Source organism: Planomonospora antibiotica, from assembly GCF_014647955.1.
In the GTDB taxonomy this organism is placed as follows: domain Bacteria; phylum Actinomycetota; class Actinomycetes; order Streptosporangiales; family Streptosporangiaceae; genus Planomonospora; species Planomonospora parontospora.
The window spans coordinates 20,574-44,001 of sequence record NZ_BMQE01000019.1 but is presented as its reverse complement, the minus strand read 5'-3'; the positions used below and the strand labels follow the sequence as shown (position 1 = coordinate 44,001).

Below are 23,428 nucleotides of genomic sequence, written 5' to 3'. Positions count from 1 at the left end.
CGGGTGCTCGCCGCGGGGCATCAGGTCAGACCGTCGAATTCACCATTCCGGATGCCGGCGGTGAAGGCGCGCCAGTCGACGGTGGAGAAGACCAGCACCGGCCCCTGCGGGTCCTTGCTGTCCCGGACGGCCACAACACCGGAGAGATTGTCGGCGACCTCGACGCATGCACCGCCGTTGCCGTTACTCAGTGAGCTCTTACGCCACACCGCACGGGAGAGGTCCACAGGCTGGTTCTCTGTCATCCCAAGCTCCTTCTCGATTGCTCGTCTGCCGCCAGAGCCCACGGTTCAGAAGGCAGTCCAGCATGGTTTGTCGACGTGGTCGCTCCTCGGTGGGTTGTGTCGCTTCACCCGCATGATGATCCGATGAAGCACGCCGCCCACGTTCCGTACGGTGGACCCATGACTGCGGCGAGACCTGTCGGCGCATCCAGCGAGGGCGTGCGCAAGAGCATGCGGGCGAACAAGGGACGGGACACCAAACCCGAACTCGCCCTGCGGCGCGCGGTGCACGCGCTCGGCCTCCGTTACCGGGTGTCGATCCGACCGCTTCCGAAGATCCGTCGTACGGCCGACCTGGTGTTCACCAAGGCCAAAGTAGCAGTCTTCCTCGACGGTTGTTTCTGGCACGGATGTCCCGAGCACCACACCAAGGCGGTGACCAACGCGGGCTACTGGGCCGAGAAGGTGACTCGTAACCGCGAGCGGGACGCACAGACCGATCGGTTGCTCGCCGAAGCCGATTGGGTGGTCATCCGCGTCTGGGAGCACGACGATCCGGGCAAGGCTGCGGTTCGGGTCGCCGAAGAGGTGCGTGCACGACGACCATGACCGCAAAGGCCTCGCACGTCCCGGTCATGATCGCCGGGCGACGACGGGCCTTGATACACGGCTCAGTGGGTCTCCACGAGGCGGTCATCGTCGAACTCGCCGTTCTTGACGCCGCCGGTGAACGCTCTCCACTGGTCCGGGGAGAACGTCAGGACCGGGCCGTGGGGGTCCTTGCTGTCGCGGAGGGCGACGAGGCCGGGGAGGTTGTCGGCCACCTCGACGCAGTTGTTGCCGCTGCCGCTCAGGCTGCTCTTGCGCCAGACGGCGCCCGACAGATCAGTCACGGGGAAGACGCTCCTTCGCCTCGGCGATCAGCCCCACGGAGTCCTCCGGGGACAGAGCCACCTCGCAGATGCGGGCGAAGGCCAGACTATAGCGATCCACCTGCTCCGAGCTCTCGACGTATATGTCACCCGCCGTGCCCTCCACGTAGGCGACGTCGGGGTCGATCTCCTCGGGGAAGGACAGGACGGTGAACGCTCCCTCCAGGCCCGCGTGCGCTCCGGCGCTGTACGGCAGTATGCGGATCGTCACGTTGGGTCGCCGGGCGGCGGCCAGCAGCGCCTCCAGCTGTTCCCGCATCGTCTCCCGGCCGCCGATCGGACGGCGTACGACCCCTTCGTCCAGCACCGCGTGGAGCTCTGGCGCGTCCGGTCGGCTGAGCAGCGTGCGCCGGGCCATGCGGGCCATGACACGACGCTGGATGTCATCGGCGTTGTGCGGTTCCGGCCGCCCGGCCCTGATGACCGTGCGCGCGTACTCCTCGGTCTGTAGAAGACCGGGAACGAGCTGCACCTCCCACTGGCGGATCAGCGCCGCCTCGTCTTCGAGTCCGATGTAGGAACCGGTGAACACGTCCGCGTAGGCCGTCCACCACCCTCGCTGACGGGCCTCCTTGGCGAGCTGGAGCAGCCCGGCGCGGGCCGACGAGCCGACACCGTACAGGTCGCAGATGCTCGCGACGTCGGTGAGGCCGGCGCGGGTGCGGCCGGTCTCGATGCGGCTCACCTTGCTACGGCTCCATCCCAGGCGAGCCGCGGCGTCCTCGGGGCGCAACCCGCTCTCTTCACGCATCCTGCGCAGTTCACGGGCGAGACGCCTCAGCCGGACCGTGGGGCTGTGGGTCGGTGACATGTGGTCAGTGTGCCGAAGGAGTCCACTCTCCGCGCCCGAATGCACGACCCGAACAGAATCTGCACAGTGCATTGACATCATGCACAGAGCAAATCATCATGGCCGTGACGTCACCGTGCGCTACGAGTAATCACTAAAAGTTAGAGAAATGTGGACATAGCGCACGCTGGCCCTCCTTTCGCTCCACGTCGCGCAGACCACGTCTGCAGTACGGCCCCACTCCGGAGGTTCGACACGATGAGTACGCACAATCCGCAGGCGCAGTTCATCCACCTTCTGCGGCTGGGATGGGATCTCCGGACCCTCGGGGTCGGCACCGCGCTCGTCCTCCCCGCCATCGGCCGGCCGGTGCTGGAGGTCATGTCCGGGGGTGAGACGCGCGCCCGGATCACCGCCGTACGGCGGGGCCGCGAGTGGGTGTTCACCTGGCGGCCCTGGTGGTCGCGGTGCTGGCGGCGGGGCGACTCGGTCTGCGCCGAGGCGGACAACGCGGCGGACATAATCGTCGCGGAGGTGATCGCATGACCGCGCCGCAGCGGATCCAGCGGAACGGGCCCCGGCAGGCGCGCCACGCCGTACTCGAAGTGCTCCGGCGCCGGGAGTTCCCCGGCGTCCCCGCATCCGTGGCGGAGGCCCGCGCGTGGGCTCGGGACCTGCTGACCGGTCAGGTCTCCGGTGACACCCTCGACGTCGCGCTGCTCCTGCTCAGCGAGGTCTTCACCAACTCCGTGGTGCACTCCGACTCCGGCCGCGTCCCGGGCGGGACGGTGACCGTCTACCTCGGTGCCCTCGACGGCCTGGCCCACGTCGAGGTGATCGACGACGGGTCGGCCACGACGATGCCCTTCCTCCGCGCCGCGACCCCCGACGGCGAGAACGGGCGCGGCCTGGCCCTGGTGGACCTGCTGGCCGCGAAGTGGAGCGTCCACCACGACGAGGAGACCGGCACCGCGGTCTGGTTCCAGGTCTGCGAGGAGACAGCGATATGAGGCTGCCCGCCGTGTTCGCCGAGGCTTCAGCCCCCGAAACCGCACAGCGGAAGCCGTCGTTCATCGGACTGGGAGCCTCTGGACGCGGCGATGTCTCCGAACGGCATGACGAACTGCTCCGGGAGGGATTGGATCGTCCTTCGTGACGGCGGTCCCGGAAGGGCTGCGGGCCGGTGTGCCGCGGCTACGCGCCGACGGCCGAGACCTCCTTGCGGTACGCGGTGGGGCTGATGCCCCGGACCCGTTTGAAGGCCGTGCTGAAACCGAAGGCGTCGGCGTAGCCGACCCGGCGGGCCACCGAGGTGACCGTGGTGGCCGGCTCGGTGAGCAGGTCGGCGGCGAGCGCCATCCGCCACCCGGTCAGGTACGCCAGCGGCGGCTCGCCCACCAGCTCGGTGAAGCGCTTGGCCAGCGTGGTGCGGGAGACCCCCGCCTCCGCGGCCAGGGAGGTGAGCGTCCACGGCCGGTCCGGCGCCTCGTGCATGGCGCGCAGCGCCGGGCCCGCCACGTCGTCGCCGAGCGCGCGGTACCAGGCGGGCGGGACGGACTCGGGCCGGTCGAACCACTCCCGCAGCGTGCAGACCAGCAGCCAGTCCAGCAGGCGGTCCAACACGATCTGCCGGCCCGGCCGGTCCGCGGCGAGCTGCGTCTCGAAGTAGTCGCGCAGCGGCCCGCAGTCGTGGTGGTCCGCCACGACGACCACCGGCGGCAGCACCCGCAGCAGCCGCCGGGGCACCTCGCCCCGGACGTGGTACGCCCCGGCCATCAGCACCGTCCGGCCGTCCAGCTCCCCGCGACCGCCCGGCCCTCCATGACCGCCCGGCTCCGCGCGCCCGCCGGTCCCTCCATGACCGTCCGGCTCCGCGCGCCCGCCCGGTCCTCCGTGACCGCCCTGCTCCCGGCCGCAGCGCACGTCGAGCGGCGGGTGCGGCCGCGCGGCGGCCCCGGGATCGTCGGCGAACACGAAGGGCTCCGGCCCGCGCACGATCGCCACCTCGCCCAGCCGTACGGCGTGCGGCCGCCCGCCGTCTCCCCCGTCGCCCGGCGGGATGATCCAGCCCTCCCCGCGCAGCGGCACGCACAGCGTCATGGAGGCGCCGTCGGTGAAGCGCAGCGCCCACGGCGGCGACAGCACCGACCGGCCGAAGACGGCGCCGTCGGCGCGCACGCCCCGGAGCAGATCGTCGAACGGGTCCATGAACGTCACGATATGCCCGCCGTACGGCCCGCACGCCGTACAACGGCCCCGGACGGACGATCGCGCATGCACGCCGTACGGACGGCCATGGCGCGGTCCCGGTGCCGGGCGGTTGACTCGACGGCATGACGACGACACATGCGGATCAGATCCTCGTACTGGGCGGCACCGGCAAGACCGGGCGGCGGGTGGTGCGGCGGCTCCGGGAGGCGGGCGTGACCGTGCGGGCGGCGTCCCGCTCGGGCGAGGTGCGGTTCGACTGGTCCGAGCCGGACACCTGGGCCGCCGCGCTGGAGGGCGCCTCGGCGGTGTACCTCGTCGCACCGGACGACCCCGCGCCCGTCCACGACTTCGTCAAGCGGGCGGTGGACGCGGGCGTCCGCCGGTTCGTGTCGCTGTCCGGGCGGGGCATCGAGCACGTGACCGGCGACTTCGGGCAGGGGATGGTCGCCGCCGAGCAGGCCGTACGCGGCTCGGGCGTGGAGTGGACGATCATCCGGCCGAACAACTTCGACCAGAACTTCGACGAGGACCTGTGGCGGGAGCCGCTGCGGGCCGGTCGGCTGGCCCTGCCGATCGGGGACGTGCCGGAGCCGTTCATCGACGTCGAGGACGTGGCGGAGGTCGCGGCGGTGCTGCTGACGGAGGACGGGCACGCCGGGCGGGTGTACGAGCTGTCCGGGCCGCGTGAGCTGACCTTCGCCGAGGCGGCGGAGACGATCGGGCGGGCGGCGGGCCGGACGATCGAGTACGTGGAGCTGACCCCGGAGGAGTACCACCGCGAACTGCTCGCCGAAGGACTTCCGGAGGCCGCCGCCTGGGCGCTCGGAGAGCTGTTCGCGGCGCACCGCGCCGGGCATCTCGTCGGGGTCGCCGACGGGGTGCGCCGGGTGCTCGGCCGCGAGCCGGCCTCCTTCGAGGACTACGCCGCCCGGGCCGCCGCAGCCGGCGCCTGGTCCTGACCCGGACGGCGGTGGCCGGTGAAAGCACAGGTCACCGCTACCGCCCGGCGGAACGCGGCCTCCTCGCCGGAGGCCGCGGCGCCGTACATCGTGTGGATCGTTCTACCGGGGGGCGCGGCCGGGCGGGCCCGGTTACACGCCGAGGGCGGGCGGGACGAGGCCCGGCATCGCGGGGACGTTGCCGTCCATCGGGGCGAACGGGCTGCCCGATCCGCCCTGGCCCATCGGGGACCCCGGGAATCCCCAGTTCTGGCGGTCCTCGCACCCGTGGGTGCCCTCGGCGTAGGCCGGCATGGTCCCGTCCACGCTGTAGATCATGCCGGTGTAGCGGACGCACCTGCCTTCCGTCGTCAGCTTGACGGGTCCGGCGTAGTACCGGTATTTGCCCTGCATCGCCTGGTTGTAGCCGCGTCCGCCGCCGTTCTCCGAGTCGACCTCCAGGGCCACCTGGGTCGTCGTGGCGGTGCCGAGGGACGTCGCCTTCATGGTGAGCACGCAGTGCTGCCGGGTGTCGGCGTTGTACAGCAGGTAGAGGTAACCGACGACCCCGCCGGGGAAGCCCGCCCGCATCGGGCGGACGCCCCCGGGGACCTTCTTGAAGCCCGAACCGCACACCGCCTCGGGCTTGTAGGGGTTCGTCACCGCCGAGGCCGCCTGGGCGGGAACCACGGTGACGGCGGCAGCGGCGGCGACCAGCGCCGCCAGAGCGGCTTTCTTCTTGACGAGTCTCATCATCGATATCCCCCGAATATGACGCCGGAGATTCCCGTTACCAGTGCGGAAATCCTTTTCATGATCAATCGAGGGCCCCCGAAAGGCAAGGACATCCGTGCAAAAAACCCGCATCCCTTCATTCACCGCGCCCCTAAATGGGAAGAAACATATACGGGCCGATAATTCACACTAATAGTGGATGAAACCCCGCAAGAGCCACGGCCTGCGGGGACGACGGGACGACGCGACGACCACGCCCCGGGCTACTGGCCCGAACTCCCGTTGGGCGAATACGGTGGGCGCCCATCGGTACCCGATGTCCCGGAATGTCCGGCGGCATCCGGCAGTGAGGAGCACCCCCATGGACGCGGACGTCATCGTCGTCGGCGCGGGCCTGGCCGGTCTGGTGGCCGTCCACGAGCTGACCGCGGCGGGCAGGAAGGTCGTCCTGGTCGACCAGGAGAACGCCGCCAACCTCGGCGGGCAGGCGTTCTGGTCCTTCGGCGGCCTGTTCCTGGTCGGCACGCCCGAGCAGCGCCGCCTGGGGGTCAGGGACTCCTTCGAACTGGCGTGGAGCGACTGGACGGGCAGCGCCGGGTTCGACCGCCTGGACGACGAGGACGCCTGGGCCGTCAAGTGGGCACGCGCCTACGTGGAGTTCGCCGCCGGGGAGAAGCGGTCGTGGCTGGCCGGGCACGGCATCACGTTCCTGCCGACCGTCGGATGGGCCGAGCGCGGCGCCCTGCGCGCCGGCGGGCACGGCAACTCCGTGCCCCGCTTCCACGTCGCCTGGGGCACGGGGACCGGCGTGGTCGAGCCGTTCGTCCTCTCCGTGCACCGGGCCGCCGCGGCCGGGCTGGTCCGCTTCCACCACCGGCACCGGGTCGACGAGCTGGTGATGACCGACGGCGCCGTCACCGGGGTGCGGGGGACGGTGCTGGCCGACGACGACTCCCCCCGCGGGGTCGCCTCCAACCGCGACGCGGTCGGCGAGTTCGAGCTGAGCGCCCAGGCGGTGATCGTCACGACCGGCGGGATCGGCGCCGACCACGACCGCGTGCGGCGCCACTGGCCCGAGCGGCTCGGCCGGCCCCCGGCGCACATGGTCACCGGCGTCCCCGCCTACGTCGACGGGCGGATGCTCGACATCGCCGAGGGCGCCGGGGTCCGGCTGGTCAACCGCGACCGCATGTGGCACTACACCGAGGGCCTGCACAACTGGGACCCGATCTGGCCCGGACACGGCATCCGCATCCTGCCCGGCCCGTCGTCGCTGTGGTTCGACGCCCTCGGCCGGCGGCTGCCCGAGCCGTGCCTGCCCGGCTACGACACGCTGGGCACGCTGAAGCACCTGCGCACCACCCCGGACATCGCCGGTTACGACCACTCCTGGTTCATCCTCAACCAGCGGATCATCACCAAGGAGTTCGCGCTCTCTGGCTCGGAGCAGAACCCCGACATCACCGCCAAGGACCGCAGGGCGTTCCTGCGCTCCCGCCTCCTCGGCAAGGGCGCGCCCGCCCCGGTGGAGGCGTTCAAGCGCAACGGCGCCGACTTCGTGGTGGCCCGCACCCTGGAGGAGCTGGTGGAGCGGATGAACGGGCTCACCGACGAGCCGCTGCTCGACGCCGCCGCCGTCCGCGCCCAGATCGAGGCCCGCGACCTGCAGGTCGCCAACCCCTACGGCAAGGACGTCCAGGTCCAGGGCATCCACAACGCCCGCCGCTACGTCGGCGACCGCCTCGGCCGCACCGTCCCCCCGCACCGGATCCTCGACCCGGCGGCCGGGCCGCTGATCGGCGTGAAACTGCACGTCCTCACCCGCAAGACCCTCGGCGGGATCCAGACCGACCTCGACTCCCGCGCCCTGGGCCGGGACGGGCAACCGGTCCCCGGGCTGTACGCCGCCGGAGAGGTCGCCGGGTTCGGCGGCGGAGGGGTGCACGGCTACAACGCCCTGGAGGGGACGTTCCTGGGCGGCTGCCTGCTGTCCGGCCGTACCGCGGGCCGCGCCGCCGCCCGGCAGACGGCCTGACGGCCGCCCGACGGGAGGATCTTCTCCGCAGAAATCCGGATAGGCGAGAAACGGGGCCCCGGTGCCGGACACGTAGGGGATGACGAGTCCCCGACGGAAGGAGCAGCGTGGGCCCCCTGACCCCCAGCGGCGCTTCGAGGAGATCTACACCGCGCACTACCCCGGCCTCCTCGCCTACGTGCGCCGCCGCACCGCCTCCCCCGACGACGCCGCCGACGCGCTCGCCGAGACGTTCACCACGGCCTGGCGCCGCCTGGACGACGTCCCCGAGGGGCACGCCGCCCGGCTCTGGCTGTACGGCACGGCCCGGCGCGTACTGGCCAACGGCCGCCGGGCCGCCGACCGCCGGACCGAGCTGGCCGTACGGCTCCGCGCCGAGCTCGCCGTCTGGGCCGAGCACACCGGTGACGCCGGGCCCGCCGGGCATGATCCCGGCGGGGTGCGGGAGGCCTTCCGGCGGCTGAGCGCCGATGACCGGGAACTGCTCGCCCTGGTCAGCTGGGAGGGCCTGGACGCCGGGGAGATCGCGACCGTGCTGGGCTGCTCGCGCGGGGCCGTACGCCTCCGGCTGCACCGGGCGCGCAAACGGCTCGCCCGGGAACTCGATTCCGCCGGCCTGGATCCGGCCAGGTACGGCTCGCGCGCGGCCGCGCTGGCGAAAGGAGAAGTGTGATGCACGACATCGACCGTCTCGTGGCGGGAATCGTCCCCGATCCCGGCCCCGGCATGACCCGGGGGGCGAGGGAGCTGTTCGACGAGATCACCGCCGTCGCCCCGGCCGCTGACGTTTCCGGCGGGCCCGCCCGGCTCCGGTGGCGGCCCGCGATGCCGGCCCGGCGGCGCCGGTGGATCGCTCTGCCGGTCGTCGCGGGCCTCGCGGCCGTGGCGACGCTGGCGGGCTGGGTGCTTCCCGGCTTCCTCGGCGCGGCTCCCGCCTCCGCCGCGCTCGACGTCATGCGGGAGGGCGACCACTACGTCATCACGGTGAAGGACCTCTACGCCGACCCGGAGAAGTACGAGTCCGAGCTCAGGGCCCTCGGCCTGAACATCAGGCTCAGCGTCGAGCCCGCCTCGGAGGCCGGGGTGGGCCGGTTGCTCAACGTCACGGAGGAGGGCAGGCTGCGGCACCTGCGCCGCCTCATCGCGGAGGGGAGGCTGAAGGCCGGGCAGGACGTCCCATCCGTCGAGGGCGAGATCACCGTCATCGACTCGTCCGACTCGTGCTCCGACCAGCCCTCCTGCTCGATCATCGGCCTGAAGGTGCCGGTGGACTACGCCGACAGCGCGGAGATCTCCCTCGGACGGGCCGCCCGGCCCGGCGAGGAGTACAGGGACTGGCCGGATCTCGGTGCGCCGCACCAGGTCTTCCACTGCGTCCGGTACGCCAACAAGACCGTCGCGGAGGTGACGGCGACGCTGCGGGAGCGCGGCGTGACGCCGACGTGGACCTCCTACACCGAGAAGGGGGACCGGCCCTCGGTCCCCGGCGACTGGTACGTGTACGAGGGCATCATGACCTCGGCCACCACCGCGCGCGTCCTGGCCGAGCCCACGCCGCAGCGCACGCCCCGGCCCCTGGAGGTCTTCTGCCCCGGAGGGTCGCCGGACTCCCCGACCCGGTGAGCCCGCCCTCCCCGGACTCCCCTGCCTCCTGAGAGGGCGCGGGCCGACCCGCGCCCTCTCGGGAGGTGCCCGGCGTATCCGTGCGGTCCGCCGCCGGCCGCGGTCCTGCCCGTCGTCCCCGGCCCCTTCTCCTGCCTCGCAGCGGTCCCTGCCCGTCGTCCCCGGCCCCTTCTCCTGCCTCGCAGCGGTCCCTGCCTGTCGCTCCTGCGGACGACGCCGTCGGGGGCTTCCGGCACCCGTGGCGCAAAGAGGCGTTCCGCCGGGCGGAAGGCTCGGAAATCCCGTGCCGTCGCCGACGGACAGGTCGACAACGAGCTGACACGGCGACAGAGAGCACACCATGAACGACATGTCTGACCAGGCGACGAAGACGACCACCGGCGGGCCGGGCCGCTGGCACTGGACCATCGGCCGCCGGCTGACCGCCGGGTTCGCAGCCGCCCTGGTCATGATGGGCGTCATCGGTGCCGTCTCCTACAGCAACACCGTCGACCTGGTCGAGAACGAGAAATGGGTGGAGCACACCCACCAGGTGCTGAACAGGCTCGACGGCGTGCTGTCGACGCTGAAGGACGCCGAGACCGGCCAGCGCGGTTACCTGATCACCGCCGAGGAGTCCTACCTCGGCCCCTACACCGAGGCCAAGGACGCCGTCGGCGACCTGCTGGACGAGACCGCGGAGCTCACCTCCGACAACGCCGCCCAGCAGAAGAACATCGAGACCCTGCGCCCGCTGGTCGACGCCAAGTTCGCCGAGATGCAGCAGACCGTCGACCTGCGCCGCGCCGAGGGCTTCGAGGCCGCCGCCGCGGTCGTGCTGTCCGACAAGGGCAAGGCGGTCATGGACAAGATCCGCGCCACCCTGAGCGAGATGCGCGACGCCGAGGCGGGCCTGCTCACCGTGCGCGCCGCCGAAGCCGAGGCGACCGCGTCGGCGACCAAGAACGTGGTGCTGTTCGGCACCGGCCTGGCCGTGATCGCGCTGCTGGGCGTGGCCTGGTTCCTGACCCGCAGCGTCACCCGGCCGGTCAACGACCTGGCCCGGCGGTTGCGCGACATCTCCGAGGCCGCCACCGGCGCGACCGCCATCGCGCAGAGCGTCCAGGAGATCGCCACCACCGCGCACGCGATGGTGAACAGCATCGGCGAGGTGCGGCGGGCGTCGGAGGAGCTGGCGCAGAACTCCACGCACCTCAACTCGCTGGTGGGACGCTTCCGCGTCTGACAGCGACCGGCCGCCCGGCCGGTGGACGATCCTCCCGGGGCCGGGGCCGGGGGCGCACGCGGTGCGCCTCCGGCCCCGGGCCGTTCCCCGGCGAGGGAGGGCGACGTCGGCGGAACCTCAGGCGTAGACATCCTGGGGGGTGACGAGACGCAGCCCGGGCGCGGTCGCCGCGTAGGCCGCCAGTCTGGCGCTGAACCCGTTGCGGGAGAAGATGAACCTCTCCTCGGTTCCGGTGGAGCCCTCGACGTGCGGAGTGAGGCGGTCCAGAAGGTTCAACTCGTCGAAGTCCACCTCTCCGGCCGTCCACTTGCACATGCCGACGGCCAGCGGGGTCCGGTTGCCGTCGACCCCCACCACGTCGATCTCACGCTCCTGCGTCCTGGGGCCGTCGCCGGCGGGGACCTGCCCCCACCACCGCCCGACCGCCATGACCCCGGGCACGGTACGGAGCACGTACTGGCGGCACATGTCCTCCCACGCGTAGGAGGCGTGGTGGTCGAGCTGCGGGAGGACCGTCTCGGAGAGGTAGGCGGCCGCCAGTGCGCTGGTCCGCAACTGTGACCTGGCGGGCTCGACGAACCGGTGGTGGAACCTCAGGAACTGGTCGCTGATCGCGTACGCCGTCTTCTTCGCACGCGATGACGCCGTGATGGGCCGGAGCCGTTCGACCAGCCCCAGTTGCTCGAGCGAGCTGACGATCTTGACCACGTGGGCCGGAGTCAGCCCCGTGCGCTGACTGATCTCGTTGTTGCGGTTGTGCCCGTGGGCGATCGAGCGCAGCACCGCCGTGTGGTTGGCGAGGTCGGCGATCGACTGCCTCAGCATGAGTTCGGCCTCGTCGTGCAGGAGGCCGGTGCGCTCGAACACCTCCGTCAGCAGGTGCTCGGCGAGCGGGCGGTCGTCGGTGAAGCGCTCGAGGTAGTAGGGGACACCCCCGCAGATCGAGTATGCGCGGACCCGGTCCTCGGCGCTGTAGCCCGGGTGGAAGAGCGCGGCCTCCCTGGCGAGGAAAGGGGCGAGCTTGAGCTGCCCTGTCCGCCGGCCGTACAACTGCCCGGCCAGCACCTTGTCCTCGAAGAACGACAGCTCACTTCCCGCCAGGACCAGGACGATCGGGAGGTCTCGCCCGGTCGTGCGCCACCACCTGCTGAGGGTCGTCTCCAGCTCGCGCGACCGGCCCGCCAGCAGCTGGAACTCGTCCAGCACGACCAGCGTGCGTTGCGTGCCCACGAACTGGGCGAGTGCGGTGAGCGCCGCTTCCCAGCTGCCCAGGGGCTGTACGGCCAGCAGCTCATTGCCCCAGACCCGGGCCAGCTCGTCGGTGAAGTCGCGCAGCTGCTGCGGGGCGACGGTGTCCGTCGCCTCGAAGTAGAACGACCGCACTCCGCCCGCGAGATGAGCCAGCAACTCGGTCTTTCCGACACGGCGGCGGCCGTACACCACCAGCAGTTCGGCCTGGATGCCGGAGATCCGTCGTCCCAGCATCTCCAGCTCGTCGGTCCTGTTCAGAAACTTCACAGGATTATCCTATGAAGGAATTTCCTCACCAGGACAATCTTTTTCAGGAAACTCGCTCCGCACGGAAGGATCCCGATCGCCGCGGTGCGCGCCGGTCCCTCGTCTCCCCCGAAAGCCGTCGGCGGCCCTCTCCTGGAGACCCGTGGAGCGCCTCCACCTGCCCGTGCGCCGTACCGGTGGACCCGAATGTACGAACACCTGAGCGACATGTACTTTTTGTGCGATCGTTGATCGGGATTCACCGAACGGGGAGGTATGCCGGTGTCCAGGCCGACGCGCCGGGAACGGATGCGCTACTGGTTCGACAACACCATGTCGCGGGGCACGGCGGCGCTGATCGGGTGGCTCGCGGCGATCTCCGCGGCGCTGATCGTCGTGGTCACCGGGCTCGTGCTCTGGCTGACGCCGGTCGAGGCCGAGCGGCACCACGGCGTGGCGGGCGTGCTCTGGGCGACGCTGATGCGCACGCTCAGCCCCGGCAAGGTGGCCAGCGACACCGGGAGCGCGCCGTTCGTGGCGCTGATGTTCGTCGCGTCGCTGGGCGGGCTCTTCATCGTCAGCGCCCTGGTCGGCGTGCTCGCCAACGGGCTCAAGGAGCGGTTCGAGCAGCTCCGCAAGGGCCGGTCGCGGATCATCGAGCGCGGGCACACGGTGATCCTCGGCTGGTCCGACCAGGTCTTCACGATCGTCCGGGAGCTGGTCCAGGCGCACGCGAGCCAGCGCGGCTCCGTCATCGCGATCCTCGCCGACCTCGACAAGGTCGCCATGGAGGACGCGCTCCGCACGCACGTTGGCGACACCGGCGCGACCAAGGTGGTCTGCCGGACCGGACGCCCCGTGGAGCCGGCCGACCTCGACCTGATGAACCTCGACGCCGCGCGCTCGGTCGTCGTGCTCTCCCCGCACGGGGACGACCCCGACGCGCACGTCATCAAGACGCTGCTCGCCCTGGACAAGCGCGCCGGAGACCACCCGCCGGTGGTGGCCGCGATCGCCGACACCGCCAACATGGCCGCCGCCCGCCTCGCCGGCGGCCACGGCGTGCACCTCGTCGACTCCGACGACACCGCCTCCCGGCTCATCGTGCAGTCCTCCCGCCAGTCGGGCACGTCCGTGGTCTGCATGGACCTGCTGGACTTCGCCGGGGGCGAGATCTACCTGCGCTCGGACCCCGGCCTGGCGGGCACGCCGTACGGCAGGGCGCTCCACGCCTACCAGGCGGCCACCGTCATCGGCCTGCGCCGCGGCGGCCGGACCATGCTGAACCCGCCCGCGGACACGGTGATCGAGGCCGAGGACGAGATCATCGTGATCGCCCAGGACGACTCGATGATCCGCCTGGCGGACGGCATGCCGAAGGCCCAGGAGGACGCGATCGTGATGACCGCGCACCCCCTGCCCGGACCCGAGCGGACCCTGGTGCTCAACTGGAACGGCCGGGGCCGCCAGATCGTCCGCTGCCTGGACGGCTACGCCGCCCCCGGCTCGATCCTGGACGTCGCCTCCGACCACCCCGACGCGGCGACCGGCGTCGACGGCCTGGTCAACCTCACGGTGAACGTCAAGGACTGCGAGACCACCGACCGCTACGCGCTGGAGTCACTGGGCCTGGGCGTCTACCAGCACGTCATCGTGCTGTCCGACGACCGCTACGACGCCGGGCACGCCGACACCCGGACGCTGATGACCCTGCTCCAGCTGCGCGACATGCAGACCTCGCTCGGCGAGCGCTACTCGATCGTCAGCGAGATGCACGACGAGAACAACCGGTCCCTGGCCGAGGTCACCCGGGCCGACGACATCGTGATCAGCGACACGGTGATCGGCCTGCTCCTGGCCCAGCTCACCGAGAACCGGCACCTGGCCGACGTGTTCGGCTACCTCTTCGACTCGCGCGGCTCGGAGATCTACCCCCGCCCCGCCGAGCGGTACGTCCGCTCCGGCGCGCCGGTCAGCTTCGCCACGGTGATCGAGTCGGCCGCCCGCCGGGGCGAGACCGCGATCGGCTACCGCCGGGCCGACCGGATCGGCGAGGCCCCCCACTTCGGCGTGGTCCTCAACCCCGACAAGTCCCGCCTGGTCCGCCTCGGCCCCGGCGACTCGGTGATCGTCCTGGCCGAGCACTGATGTAGGCGACCGGCGGCGGACCGCAACTTCCGGGGTACGGCGGGCGTCATCCCCGGGGGGACGCGCGGGCGGGGCCGTACCGGGACGCTGGGGCCATGGACACGCTCGACCTGGCCCGGCTGCAGTTCGCCCTCACCGCGGGGACGCACTTCCTGTTCGTCGCGCTCACGCTCGGCCTGGCCACGCTCATCGCGGTCGTGCAGACGCGGGCCACGCTGACCCGCTCCGCCGTGCACGAGCGGATGACGCGGTTCTGGGGACGGCTCTACGTCATCAACTACGTGATGGGCATCGTCACCGGGCTGGTGATGGAGTTCCAGCTCGGGATGGCGTGGAACGGGCTCTCGCACTTCTCGGGCAACGTCTTCGGGGCGGCGCTGGCGATGGAGACGCTGGTCGCGTTCTTCGTCGAGTCCACCTTCCTGGGACTGTGGATCTTCGGCTGGGGGCGGCTGAACCGGTGGGCGCACCTGGCGGTGTTCTGGGTGGTGACGCTCACCGCCTACGCCTCGGCCTACTGGGTGCTGGTGGCCAACGGCTTCATGCAGAACCCGGTCGGCGCCGAGCTCTCCGGCGGGGTGCTCCGGCTCACCGACGCGGCGGCGGTGCTGGCCAACCCGGCGGCGCTCACCGCCTTCGGGCACGTCATGGCCGCCTCGCTGGTCGCCGCCGGGTTCTTCCTGGCCGGGGTGAGCGCCCACCACCTGCGCCGCCGGACCGCCGAGCAGGAGTTCTTCCGCCGCTCGCTGCGGATCGGCGTGTTCACCGGCCTGCCCGGCCTGGCGGCCGTCCTCGCCTTCGGCGAGCTGAGCTTCTCCACGGTGCAGCCGATGAAGTGGGCCGTCTTCGAGGGGGACGCGGCGGAGATCGAGCGGCTCCGGGCGGAGGCCGCGGCGGCGTACGAGGCGGTCCGGGAGAGCGTGGGGGGAGCGGGGGGCGCCGGAGGTCCCGCGGGCCTCGCGGACCTCGCGGACCTCGTGCCGCCCGCGCTCCCGGTGCAGGCCGGGGGGATCGCGATGCTGGGGCTGTTCGGGGTGATGGCGCTCGTCTCGCTGGTGAGCGTGCCGCTGGCGCTCTCCTCCCGGGCGGTCCGGGGGCTGCGCGCCTGGCACGTGCTGCTGACCGCGGCGGTCCCGCTGCCGTTCGCCGCCGTGCTCGGCGGATGGGTGCTGCGGGAGGCGGGCCGCCAGCCGTGGGCGGTGCAGGGGCTGCTCACCACCGAGGAGGCGCTGAGCGACCTGCCGCCCGGTCTGCTCCGGTTCTCGCTGGCCGCCTTCACCGTGCTGTTCGCGGCCCTGGTCGCGGTCAACGTCTGGATGCTCGCCCGTGCCGCCCGCCGCGGCCCGGACCCCGCCGGCGGCCCGGCGGGCGGCGCTCCGGACCTCCCGTCCGGCTCCTCCGCCGCCCGGGACGAGCCGATCCCGGCGGTCGTCTTCTGAGCCGCGTTCCGCGCCTCCTCCGGAGGCCGCCTCCCCGCCGCGTCCCGGAGGCCGCCTCCCGGAGGCCACCGCACGGCCTCCCGGGAGGCCGCGTCCCCGCCGCGTCCCGGAGGCCGTGCCCGACCGTGCGCCGAGCCGCCTCCCGGCGTCCCCGCCCTTCCCGACAAGGACCACCACGATGGAAATCGCCCTCCTCGCCTTCTTCACCGCCGGGTACCTCGTGCTCTCGGGGGCCGACTTCGGGATCGGCATGCTCCTGCCGTACCTCGGGCGCACCCCCGGCGAGCGCGGCCGGGTACTGGGCGCGATCACGCCGTTCTTCCTGGCCGACGAGGTCTGGCTGGTCGTCGCGGTCGGCTTCTTCGCCGGGGCCTTCCCCATCCTGGAGGGTGAGTTCCTCGCGGAGAACTACGCGGCGTTCACCGTGCTGCTGCTCGGCTGGGTGGCTCGGGACGCGGGGATCCTGCTGCGGGGACGGGTGGACCGGGCGGCGTGGCGGACCGGGTGCGAGGCGGCCGTGGTCGCCGGGAGCTGGGCGGTGGCACTGAGCTTGGGGTTCATCCTCGCGGGGAGCGCGGGGAGCGCGGGGAGCGCGGGGAGCGCGGGAGCGGCGCCGCCGGTCCTGGCCGCGGCGGTCGTCGTCCTCGCCGCGCTGTTCTGCGCCCAGGGACTGGCGCTGGCCGCGCTCCGGCTGCGCGGGGAGACCTCGCGCGGGGAGACCGGGAAGGCGTCCGGCGGGGAGGCGGGGAAGCCGTGGCGGCGGGCACGGCGGCCCTTCGGCGCGCTGGGCGAGCGTGCCGCCTACGCCCTGACCTCGGCCGCCATCGTGTCGGCCGGGCTGGCGGCCGGATCCCGCCTGCCGCTGGCGGAGCACCTCGCCGACCCGGCGACGCTCGCCCTGCTCACCCCCGCCGCCGCGATCCTCACACCCCTGCTGGTGGGCACCCAGGTGTGGCTCTGGTGGGTCCTCGCCCGCCCCCAGGCAGGAGCGGCGGGGACGGCGACGTCATGATCCTCCGCCGGTGCGCCCGCGGCGGGAGGGGCCGGTCGGGCCCGCGATCGGCGCCCTCTCCGGACACGGAACGGCCGCGCCCCGCCGGAGGGCGGGACGCGGCCGCGTCGCGGAGATCATGAGGTCTCGAGAAGGACCCGTCGTCCCCTTCAGCACAGCGCCCTGATCGCGGCGCCGTCCGGGTCAGGCCGTCGCCGTGATCATCCAGGCCAGGCCGAGGAGCACGGCCACGGGGATCAGCCACACCACGGCCTCGATCGCGAACTCCTTGTACACGGTGAACTTCCTTCTCTGGGGAACCGGGTCGATGACAATATCGGCCCGTAGCATACGGGGTTGAGGGAATCGGGGGCTCCCGGGGACGGCCGAGACCCGCCTCAGCCGATGGAGGCCCGGCGGGCGGCGAAGGCGCGGGCGCCCTCCGCCCAGGTGCGCTCCAGGTCGGACCCCTCGGGATAGCGGCCGTCGAGCTCCAGGATCACCATGCCGTGCGCGAAGGACCACAGGGCCTGCGCGAGGTACGGATCGCCTGCGGCGAGGAAGAACGGGGTGCCCGACCACTCCTCCAGCACGCCGTACAGGACGGCGTCGATCTCCATGAGGCCGCGCTCGATGAGGGCGGCCTCGACGGCGGCCTTGTCGGAGAAGTGCTTGTAGAGCGAGGGCGCCCGGATGCCGAGCCGGTCGGCCAGCGCCCGCATGGTGAGGGCGTCGCAGCCCTCCTCCTCCAGCAGTTCCCGTGCGGCGGACACGATCTGCACCGCGCGGGGGTGAGGGGGCTCGGTTCCGAAGACGGGAGATGCATCAGGGTTGGGCGAGCAGGAGCGGACAGATCGGATAGATCACTCAAAGGATTTACGGAATCACCGTGCGTTGCGCTCCCTGCAGGAGTAGCTTGACCAGCGAATTAAGGCTAGCCTTGAATTGGGGAGACCTCTTGGCCTGGACGGTGAAGGTCACGGATGAGTACGCCGACTGGTTCAGCACGTTGATCAAAGAAGATCTCGATTCCGCGATCCAGGTCGCACAGGCCGTTGCCGCCCTGCGGGAGGAAGGGCCGACCTTGGGAAGGCCACTCGTGGACCGGCTCAAGGGAAGCGCTCTGCATCACTTGAAGGAGTTGCGTCCAGGATCACGAGGCCGGTCAGAGATCAGAATCATCTTCGCGTTCGATCCCACCCGGGCGGCTCTGCTGTTGCTGGGCGGGGACAAGGCGGGAAACTGGGATCGGTGGTACAAGGAGAACATCCCCCTGGCCATACAGCTCTACATCGACTACACCAGCGACATCGAGGAGTGAACGTGCCGAAGAGGACTCCGGGGGACTGGGAAGATCTGGAGCGGCAGCTGCACGCGGCCGGCGTTTCTCCTGCGGAGATCGAGGCGGGGGCGCGCCGACTGCTCGCCGAAGCGAGAGGCCACCAACTGGCCGAGGCGCGCAAACAGCTCGGTCTGGGACAGAAGGACGTTGCGGCGGCCATGGAGGTGAGTGTCGCCCGCGTCTCCCAGATCGAACACGGCGAGGTCACCTCCATCGAGGTCATCGCCCGCTACGTCGAGGCGCTCGGCGCACGCCTCGACCTGGTGGTCGATTTCGGTGATCGGACCCTGCGCCTGCCGGTCAGCGAGAAATCTCTGGACAGCGCCGCCTGATCGAGGACGGCTCGACGGATCGGCGCCCGGTGGCAGCGTCTCCGAGGTGGTCGGCCGAAGCGCTGCGACCGGGCGGGAGCAGTGGCGGGCGGTCAGTGGCCCTTGGCCGAGGCGTCCTCCGGGAACTCGTCGGGCTCGGCCACCCGGAACCAGCGGCAGCCGTACGGGCCCATGGTGAAGCGCACGCGCCCGCCGGGACCGACGTCCAGGGTCCCGTCCACCAGCAGGTCGACCAGGACGCACGGGTCGCCGAGACCCTCCAGGACCAGTTCCACCTCCGCCTCGCGGTCGGCGAAGTTGTGCACGGCGACCACGGTGCCGCCCTCGGCGTCGGCCCGGTGGGCCAGCACGGCCTCGTCCCCGGCGTCGAGGACGTCGTAGTCGCCCCAGGCCAGCTCCGGGCACTCCCGGTAGCGCTCGACCAGCATCGTCACCCAGTGCAGCAGCGAGTCGGGGTCGCGGCGCTGGTCCTCGACGTTGACGTGGCGCGGGCCGAACTCGCCGGTCACCGGCGGCACGGGCGTGCGCACCTCGCCCCGCGAGAAGCCGCCGCTCGGCGCCCACTGCATGGGCACCCGCACGGCCATCCGCCCCTTGGCGTCCAGGTTCTCGCCCAGCCCGATCTCCTCGCCGTAGAAGAGCACCGGGGTGCCCGGCAGGGAGAACAGCACGCTGTAGGCCAGCTTGAGGCGGCTCAGGTCGCCGCCGAGCATCGGCGGCACGCGGCGGCGCAGTCCCCGGTCGAAGAGCTGCATGTCCTTGTCCGGCCCGAAGGCGTCGAAGACCTCGTGCTTCTCGGCCTCGGTGAGCTTGTCCAGGGTCAGCTCGTCGTGGTTGCGCATGAACATCGCCCACTGGGCGTCGTCGGGCGCCTTGGGCCGCTCGCGCAGCGCCTCGGCCAGCGCCTTCGGGTTCTTGCGGGCCATGGACAGGTGGAAGCGCTGCATGGCGATGAAGTCGAAGCACATGGTGACCTCGTCGCCGTTGCCGTCGCCGAAGTACTCCGTCAGCTCCGGGTAGGGCAGGTTGACCTCGCCCAGCAGGATCGAGGTGCCGTCCCGCCGGTTCATGAAGGCCCGCAGGTCCGCGAGGAACTCGTGCGGGCCGCCGTCGATGCCCTCGATCAGGAACGGCACCGCGTCGACCCGGAAGCCGGACAGGCCGAGCTCCATCCAGAAGCCGAGGATGCGCGCGATCTCGTCGCGGACCTCGGGGTTGGCGGTGTTCAGGTCCGGCTGGAAGCGGTAGAAGCTGTGGTAGTAGTACTGCCCGGTCTCCTCGTCGAGCTCCCAGAGGCTGTCCTCCTCGTCCGGGAAGATGATGGCCTTCGGGTCGAAGGGCTCCGGCTCGTCCCGCCAGACGTACCAGTCGCGCTTGGCCGAGTCCCGGCTGGACCGCGACTCCTTGAACCACGGGTGCTGGTCGGAGGTGTGGTTGACCACGAGGTCGGCGATGACCCGGATGCCCCGGTCCCTGGCGGTCCGCATGAACTCCACGAAGTCGCCCAGGGTGCCCAGCCGGGGGTCCACGGAGTAGAAGTCGGTGATGTCGTAGCCGTCGTCGCGGCCGGGCGTCGGGAAGAACGGCATCAGCCAGATGCAGGTCACCCCGAGGCGGTCGAGGTGGTCGATCTGCTGGGTCAGGCCCCGGAAGTCTCCGATGCCGTCGCCGTTGCCGTCCTTGTAGGTCTCGACGTCCAGGCAGTAGACCACGGCGTTCTTCCACCACAGGTCTCCGGTGTAGGTCAGTCGCATGCGAGCGCACTACCCTCCCGTGGGACTTTTATGAGGATGCGACGGCATCCCTCCCGTGGGGCTTCATGAGGATGCGACGGCATCGCGGCCCCCTGCGGCCCCCTGCGACCCCCTGCGACCCCTTGCGGCGGCCCACTGCGGCCCGTCGGCCGGAGCGTCCCGGCCGGCGCGGTGGCGACCGGTTATGGTGGGTGGGATCACACGAGGTGGTCCCGGTCCACCGGAGGGCGTCATGCGGCAGCGAAGGTGCGGTGCGCCCTTCGGCTGGCTGCTCGCCCTGCTGCTCCCGCTGTTCGTCTCGGGCGGGCTGAACGCGCCCGCCGCCCTGTCGTACGGCGCGCAGCACCGGCCGTCCGTCGCCAAGGCCCCCGGCGACCACCACCCCTTCTCCCGCCAGGCCCCGCTGGGCGAGCGCCAGTTCTCGGCCGCCTCCGCCTTCACCGGGACCGGCGCGGGAGGCGGCCACCCGGCCGCGTCCCCGTCGCGCTCCCTCCTGCGACCGCCGTCCTCCCCCGGCCCGGCCGCGCGCCCGGCCCGGGACGACGACCCCCGCCCGCTCGCGGCCCTGCTCGTCAGGTCCGGCCGCGCGCCTCCCTCCACAGGCGGCTGAGGCACCCCGCGTCCCCGCGTTCCGGGGTGCTCCGCCGTACCCGCCGACCGACGTCCCCCCGGACCCGTCCTCCGGGTGCTCCGCCGTATCCGGCGTAGTCCCGCGGGCCCGCGCCGGGGCGCCCGGCCGTACGCGGGACCGCTCCCTTCCTCTTCGAGCCTGTGGAGGCTTCCATGTCGCGTGCCCCGCTGATACGCGCGATAGCGGCGTTCGCCGTGATCGCCGCGTCTCTCTACGTAGCCCTGACCATGCGTCCGACCCTCGGTCTCGACCTGCGCGGCGGGACCCAGATCGTCCTGGAGACCAGGGACTCCCCGACGGTCAAGGCCGACGCCGAGACCACCGACCGCACCCTGGAGGTGCTCCGCCGCCGCGTCGACGCGCTGGGCGTGTCGGAGCCGACGCTGGCCCGCTCCGGCGAGCAGCGGATCATCGTCGAGCTGCCCGGCGTGCTGGACCCGAGCAAGGCGGCCGAGGTCATCGGCAAGACCGCCCAGCTGACCATCCATCCCGTCATCGCCGTGGCCGACGCGAACACCAAGCCCGGCCAGGGCGAGCAGGTCATCGCCGACGAGGACGGCTCCCGCATCCTCGTCGGCCCGGCCCGGCTCAGCGGCGACGACGTCGGCGCCGCCGAGGCGGGCATCGACCCGCAGTCGGGCGGCGGCTGGTTCGTCACCATCGACTTCCGCGGCAAGGGCGCCCAGGCCTGGCCGAAGCTGACCGGTGAGGCGGCCTGCAACCCCTCCGGCGACCCCAAGCGGCGGGTCGCCATCGTGCTCGACGGCAAGGTGCTCGTCTCGCCCCAGGTGAACGAGGACGTGGCCTGCAACGTGGGCCTGCCGGGCAACTCCACCCAGATCACCGGTTCCTTCACCGCCGAGGAGGCCAAGGAGCTGGCCGTGCTGATCGAGGGCGGTTCGCTCCCGGTCCCGGTCGAGACCGTCGAGCAGCGGACCGTCGGCCCGACCCTCGGCGCCGCCGCGATCGCCGCCAGCGCCCAGGCCGCCGTCATCGGCGTCGCGCTCACCGCGCTGTTCATCGTCATCACCTACCGGCTGGTGGGGCTCGTCGCCGCCTTCGCGCTGGCCTGCTACGGGCTGATCTCCTACGCGGCGCTGGTCGCGCTCGGCGCGACCCTCACGCTGCCCGGCCTGGCGGGCTTCGTGCTCGCGATCGGCATGGCGGTGGACGCCAACGTGCTGGTCTTCGAGCGGGCCAGGGAGGAGTACGCCGCCCGGTCGCGGCCCGGGACCGGGTCCGCGGCCGCCAAGCAGGCCGGGGAGCGGCGGGAGGCCGCGGCGGCCGGTGGCGGGACGCGGCTCCGGCAGGCGCTGGAGAAGGGCTTCCGCAACGCCTGGAGCGCGGTGGCCGACTCCAACATCACCACGCTGCTCGCCGCCGGGCTGCTGTTCTTCCTGGCCTCCGGGCCGGTGCGCGGCTTCGGTGTGACGCTCTCCATCGGTGTGATCGCCTCCATGGTCACCGCGATGGTCATCACCCGGGTCATCGCCCAGTGGGCGGTCAACCGCCGGGCCGTCGCCTCCCGGCCGAAGATCACCGGCGTGGCCGGCATCGGACGGCTCCGCACCTGGCTGAACGAGCACGGCCCCGACCTGATGCGCCGCCACGTGACCTACCTCGTGGTCGCCGCCGCGGTGGCGGTCGTGGCACTGGCCGGGCTCGCGGTGCGCGGGCTGAACTACGGCGTGGAGTTCACCGGCGGCCGGATCGTCGAATACTCCACCACTCAGGCGATCACCGCCGACACCGCCCGCGACCTGGTCGCCGACGCCGGGTTCCCCAGCGCCGTGGTGCAGACCTCGGGCAAGGACATCTCCGTGCGGACCGGCCAGATCGGCAACGCCGAGGTGAACCGGATCGAGGCGTCGCTGGAGCGCGGGGCCGGGCAGGTGAACAAGGTCCGCGACGAGCTCATCGGCCCGAGCATGGGCGCGGAGCTGCGCCGCAACGCCCTGATCGCGCTGGCCGTGGCGCTCGCCGCGCAGCTGGCCTACCTGGCCTTCCGGTTCCGCTGGACCTTCGGCCTGGCGGCCGTGCTGACCCTGGCCGTCGACGCGTCGGTCGTGGTCGGCGCGTTCGCATGGATGAACAAGCCGATCGACGGGGTGTTCCTGGCCGCCATGCTGACGGTGATCGGCTACTCGGTCAACGACAAGGTCGTGGTCTTCGACCGGGTCCGCGAGCTGTGGGGGGAGCGGCGCAAGGAACCGTTCGCCGCGGTGGCCAACACCGCGATCCTGCAGACCGTGCCGCGTACGGTGAACACCGGTCTGGGCGCGATCTTCATCCTGGCCGCGCTGGCCGTGCTCGGCGGTTCCTCGCTCACCGACTTCGCGGTGGCGCTGCTGATCGGCGTCATCGTCGGCACCCTGTCGTCGGCGTTCGTCGCGGCGCCGCTGGCGATCCGGTTCGAGAAGCGCAACCCGGCCCCGCCGCCGCAGCCCAAGCTGAAGCGGACCGCCCGTCCCCGGGAGGGTTCCGGGGCGGTCGTCTGAGGTTCGTGTCGGCCCGGGATCCCGGGAGATCCCTCCGGGGTCCCGGGCCCGGGCCGCTAATGTGCATCCGTCTGATTCCTCCG

General features: G+C 71.8%; 23 protein-coding genes. 15 read left to right on the top strand and 8 right to left on the bottom strand.

Going from position 1 to position 23,428, the window contains the following annotated elements; all coding sequences use genetic code 11:
• Positions 1 to 20: 20 nt before the first annotated feature.
• Positions 21 to 245 carry a DUF397 domain-containing protein gene (locus IEZ06_RS18590; RefSeq protein ID WP_229798332.1) on the bottom strand — a complete coding sequence of 75 codons (225 nt, stop codon included), beginning with the start codon at positions 243 to 245 and terminating at the stop codon, positions 21 to 23.
• Between the two features lie 159 nt (positions 246 to 404).
• Between IEZ06_RS18590 and IEZ06_RS18585 the strand changes: the two genes are divergently transcribed.
• Positions 405 to 833 carry a very short patch repair endonuclease gene (locus IEZ06_RS18585; protein WP_189237971.1) on the top strand — a complete coding sequence of 143 codons (429 nt, stop codon included), beginning with the start codon at positions 405 to 407 and terminating at the stop codon, positions 831 to 833.
• 62 nt (positions 834 to 895) lie between these two features.
• On the opposite strand, the gene IEZ06_RS18580 is transcribed toward IEZ06_RS18585, so the two are convergent.
• Positions 896 to 1,117, bottom strand: a complete 222-nt coding sequence (locus IEZ06_RS18580) for a DUF397 domain-containing protein (RefSeq protein WP_189237970.1) — start codon at positions 1,115 to 1,117, stop codon at positions 896 to 898.
• Positions 1,110 to 1,967, bottom strand: coding sequence for a helix-turn-helix domain-containing protein (locus tag IEZ06_RS18575; protein WP_189237969.1), 858 nt, complete (start codon positions 1,965 to 1,967; stop codon positions 1,110 to 1,112). Before IEZ06_RS18575 ends, IEZ06_RS18580 begins: the two co-directional genes overlap by 8 nt.
• Positions 1,968 to 2,204: 237 nt before the next feature.
• Here IEZ06_RS18575 and IEZ06_RS18570 point away from each other — a divergent pair, with 237 nt between their 5' ends.
• Together IEZ06_RS18570 and IEZ06_RS18565 are read left to right on the top strand one after the other, a co-directional pair.
• Positions 2,205 to 2,492: a hypothetical protein gene (locus IEZ06_RS18570; RefSeq protein ID WP_189237968.1), complete on the top strand. Its 288-nt coding sequence runs from the start codon at positions 2,205 to 2,207 to the stop codon at positions 2,490 to 2,492.
• Positions 2,489 to 2,956, top strand: coding sequence for an ATP-binding protein (locus tag IEZ06_RS18565; RefSeq protein ID WP_189237967.1), 468 nt, complete (start codon positions 2,489 to 2,491; stop codon positions 2,954 to 2,956). Before IEZ06_RS18570 ends, IEZ06_RS18565 begins: the two co-directional genes overlap by 4 nt.
• Before the next feature lie 184 nt (positions 2,957 to 3,140).
• Here the strand turns inward: IEZ06_RS18565 and IEZ06_RS18560 are convergent, their stop codons facing one another.
• Positions 3,141 to 4,154, bottom strand: a complete 1,014-nt coding sequence (locus tag IEZ06_RS18560; protein ID WP_189237966.1) for an AraC family transcriptional regulator — start codon at positions 4,152 to 4,154, stop codon at positions 3,141 to 3,143.
• Between the two features lie 125 nt (positions 4,155 to 4,279).
• On the opposite strand from IEZ06_RS18560, the gene IEZ06_RS18555 reads away from it, so the two are divergent.
• On the top strand, positions 4,280 to 5,116 hold the full coding sequence (locus IEZ06_RS18555; protein ID WP_189237965.1) for an NAD(P)H-binding protein: 837 nt from the start codon (positions 4,280 to 4,282) through the stop codon (positions 5,114 to 5,116).
• Between the two features lie 132 nt (positions 5,117 to 5,248).
• Here the strand turns inward: IEZ06_RS18555 and IEZ06_RS18550 are convergent, their stop codons facing one another.
• A complete protein-coding gene (locus IEZ06_RS18550; RefSeq protein ID WP_189237964.1) occupies positions 5,249 to 5,851 on the bottom strand; it encodes a hypothetical protein in 603 nt (200 codons plus the stop codon).
• A 340-nt stretch (positions 5,852 to 6,191) separates the two neighbouring features.
• Here IEZ06_RS18550 and IEZ06_RS18545 point away from each other — a divergent pair, with 340 nt between their 5' ends.
• The 4 genes from IEZ06_RS18545 (at position 6,192) to IEZ06_RS18530 (ending at position 10,713) form a co-directional block, all read left to right on the top strand.
• The gene (locus IEZ06_RS18545) at positions 6,192 to 7,865 is read left to right on the top strand and encodes an FAD-binding dehydrogenase (protein WP_189237963.1); all 1,674 of its coding nucleotides are present in this window, start codon (positions 6,192 to 6,194) and stop codon (positions 7,863 to 7,865) included.
• 79 nt (positions 7,866 to 7,944) lie between these two features.
• Complete coding sequence (locus tag IEZ06_RS18540; protein ID WP_189237962.1) at positions 7,945 to 8,538, top strand: RNA polymerase sigma factor; 594 nt, start codon at positions 7,945 to 7,947, stop codon at positions 8,536 to 8,538.
• Positions 8,538 to 9,488, top strand: coding sequence for a hypothetical protein (locus tag IEZ06_RS18535; protein WP_189237961.1), 951 nt, complete (start codon positions 8,538 to 8,540; stop codon positions 9,486 to 9,488). Before IEZ06_RS18540 ends, IEZ06_RS18535 begins: the two co-directional genes overlap by 1 nt.
• 340 nt (positions 9,489 to 9,828) lie before the next feature.
• The gene (locus tag IEZ06_RS18530; RefSeq protein ID WP_189237960.1) at positions 9,829 to 10,713 is read left to right on the top strand and encodes a CHASE3 domain-containing protein; all 885 of its coding nucleotides are present in this window, start codon (positions 9,829 to 9,831) and stop codon (positions 10,711 to 10,713) included.
• 117 nt (positions 10,714 to 10,830) lie between these two features.
• On the opposite strand, the gene IEZ06_RS18525 is transcribed toward IEZ06_RS18530, so the two are convergent.
• Complete coding sequence (locus tag IEZ06_RS18525) at positions 10,831 to 12,231, bottom strand: ATP-binding protein (RefSeq protein ID WP_189237959.1); 1,401 nt, start codon at positions 12,229 to 12,231, stop codon at positions 10,831 to 10,833.
• A gap of 261 nt (positions 12,232 to 12,492) precedes the next feature.
• Here IEZ06_RS18525 and IEZ06_RS18520 point away from each other — a divergent pair, with 261 nt between their 5' ends.
• The 3 genes from IEZ06_RS18520 to IEZ06_RS18510 all read left to right on the top strand — a co-directional run bounded on the left by IEZ06_RS18520 (position 12,493) and on the right by IEZ06_RS18510 (position 16,809).
• Positions 12,493 to 14,358 (top strand): CASTOR/POLLUX-related putative ion channel, encoded by a 1,866-nt coding sequence (locus IEZ06_RS18520; RefSeq protein ID WP_189237958.1) that lies wholly within the window; start codon positions 12,493 to 12,495, stop codon positions 14,356 to 14,358.
• A gap of 95 nt (positions 14,359 to 14,453) precedes the next feature.
• Positions 14,454 to 15,797, top strand: a complete 1,344-nt coding sequence (locus IEZ06_RS18515; RefSeq protein WP_189237957.1) for a cytochrome ubiquinol oxidase subunit I — start codon at positions 14,454 to 14,456, stop codon at positions 15,795 to 15,797.
• Positions 15,798 to 15,975: 178 nt separating this feature from the next.
• Positions 15,976 to 16,809: a cytochrome d ubiquinol oxidase subunit II gene (locus IEZ06_RS18510; protein WP_189237956.1), complete on the top strand. Its 834-nt coding sequence runs from the start codon at positions 15,976 to 15,978 to the stop codon at positions 16,807 to 16,809.
• Positions 16,810 to 17,186: 377 nt separating this feature from the next.
• Here IEZ06_RS18510 and IEZ06_RS18505 read toward each other — a convergent pair whose 3' ends face one another.
• On the bottom strand, positions 17,187 to 17,570 hold the full coding sequence (locus IEZ06_RS18505; RefSeq protein ID WP_229798330.1) for a TetR/AcrR family transcriptional regulator: 384 nt from the start codon (positions 17,568 to 17,570) through the stop codon (positions 17,187 to 17,189).
• 176 nt (positions 17,571 to 17,746) lie between these two features.
• Between IEZ06_RS18505 and IEZ06_RS18500 the strand changes: the two genes are divergently transcribed.
• Positions 17,747 to 18,109: a type II toxin-antitoxin system RelE/ParE family toxin gene (locus tag IEZ06_RS18500; protein ID WP_189237955.1), complete on the top strand. Its 363-nt coding sequence runs from the start codon at positions 17,747 to 17,749 to the stop codon at positions 18,107 to 18,109.
• 2 nt (positions 18,110 to 18,111) lie between these two features.
• Positions 18,112 to 18,462 (top strand): helix-turn-helix domain-containing protein, encoded by a 351-nt coding sequence (locus IEZ06_RS18495; protein ID WP_068902176.1) that lies wholly within the window; start codon positions 18,112 to 18,114, stop codon positions 18,460 to 18,462.
• A gap of 92 nt (positions 18,463 to 18,554) precedes the next feature.
• Here IEZ06_RS18495 and IEZ06_RS18490 read toward each other — a convergent pair whose 3' ends face one another.
• Positions 18,555 to 20,216, bottom strand: a complete 1,662-nt coding sequence (locus IEZ06_RS18490; RefSeq protein ID WP_189237954.1) for an alpha-amylase family protein — start codon at positions 20,214 to 20,216, stop codon at positions 18,555 to 18,557.
• 232 nt (positions 20,217 to 20,448) lie between these two features.
• Between IEZ06_RS18490 and IEZ06_RS18485 the strand changes: the two genes are divergently transcribed.
• Entirely contained in the window at positions 20,449 to 20,826 is a 378-nt protein-coding gene (locus IEZ06_RS18485) for a hypothetical protein (RefSeq protein ID WP_189237953.1), read from the top strand.
• Positions 20,827 to 20,999: 173 nt separating this feature from the next.
• Positions 21,000 to 23,345: a protein translocase subunit SecD gene (gene secD / locus IEZ06_RS18480; RefSeq protein ID WP_189237952.1), complete on the top strand. Its 2,346-nt coding sequence runs from the start codon at positions 21,000 to 21,002 to the stop codon at positions 23,343 to 23,345.
• The last annotated feature ends 83 nt before the right edge of the window (positions 23,346 to 23,428 follow it).

Coding starts and splice junctions, on each gene's coding strand:
- IEZ06_RS18590 (WP_229798332.1), bottom strand. CDS start 245: ATGACAGAGAACCAGCCTGTGGACCTCTCCCGTGCGGTGTGGCGTAAG.
- IEZ06_RS18585 (WP_189237971.1), top strand. CDS start 405: ATGACTGCGGCGAGACCTGTCGGCGCATCCAGCGAGGGCGTGCGCAAG.
- IEZ06_RS18575 (WP_189237969.1), bottom strand. CDS start 1,967: ATGTCACCGACCCACAGCCCCACGGTCCGGCTGAGGCGTCTCGCCCGT.
- IEZ06_RS18570 (WP_189237968.1), top strand. CDS start 2,205: ATGAGTACGCACAATCCGCAGGCGCAGTTCATCCACCTTCTGCGGCTG.
- IEZ06_RS18565 (WP_189237967.1), top strand. CDS start 2,489: ATGACCGCGCCGCAGCGGATCCAGCGGAACGGGCCCCGGCAGGCGCGC.
- IEZ06_RS18560 (WP_189237966.1), bottom strand. CDS start 4,154: ATGGACCCGTTCGACGATCTGCTCCGGGGCGTGCGCGCCGACGGCGCC.
- IEZ06_RS18555 (WP_189237965.1), top strand. CDS start 4,280: ATGACGACGACACATGCGGATCAGATCCTCGTACTGGGCGGCACCGGC.
- IEZ06_RS18550 (WP_189237964.1), bottom strand. CDS start 5,851: ATGATGAGACTCGTCAAGAAGAAAGCCGCTCTGGCGGCGCTGGTCGCC.
- IEZ06_RS18545 (WP_189237963.1), top strand. CDS start 6,192: ATGGACGCGGACGTCATCGTCGTCGGCGCGGGCCTGGCCGGTCTGGTG.
- IEZ06_RS18540 (WP_189237962.1), top strand. CDS start 7,945: ATGACGAGTCCCCGACGGAAGGAGCAGCGTGGGCCCCCTGACCCCCAG.
- IEZ06_RS18535 (WP_189237961.1), top strand. CDS start 8,538: ATGCACGACATCGACCGTCTCGTGGCGGGAATCGTCCCCGATCCCGGC.
- IEZ06_RS18530 (WP_189237960.1), top strand. CDS start 9,829: ATGAACGACATGTCTGACCAGGCGACGAAGACGACCACCGGCGGGCCG.
- IEZ06_RS18515 (WP_189237957.1), top strand. CDS start 14,454: ATGGACACGCTCGACCTGGCCCGGCTGCAGTTCGCCCTCACCGCGGGG.
- IEZ06_RS18510 (WP_189237956.1), top strand. CDS start 15,976: ATGGAAATCGCCCTCCTCGCCTTCTTCACCGCCGGGTACCTCGTGCTC.
- IEZ06_RS18490 (WP_189237954.1), bottom strand. CDS start 20,216: ATGCGACTGACCTACACCGGAGACCTGTGGTGGAAGAACGCCGTGGTC.
- IEZ06_RS18485 (WP_189237953.1), top strand. CDS start 20,449: ATGCGGCAGCGAAGGTGCGGTGCGCCCTTCGGCTGGCTGCTCGCCCTG.
- secD (WP_189237952.1), top strand. CDS start 21,000: ATGTCGCGTGCCCCGCTGATACGCGCGATAGCGGCGTTCGCCGTGATC.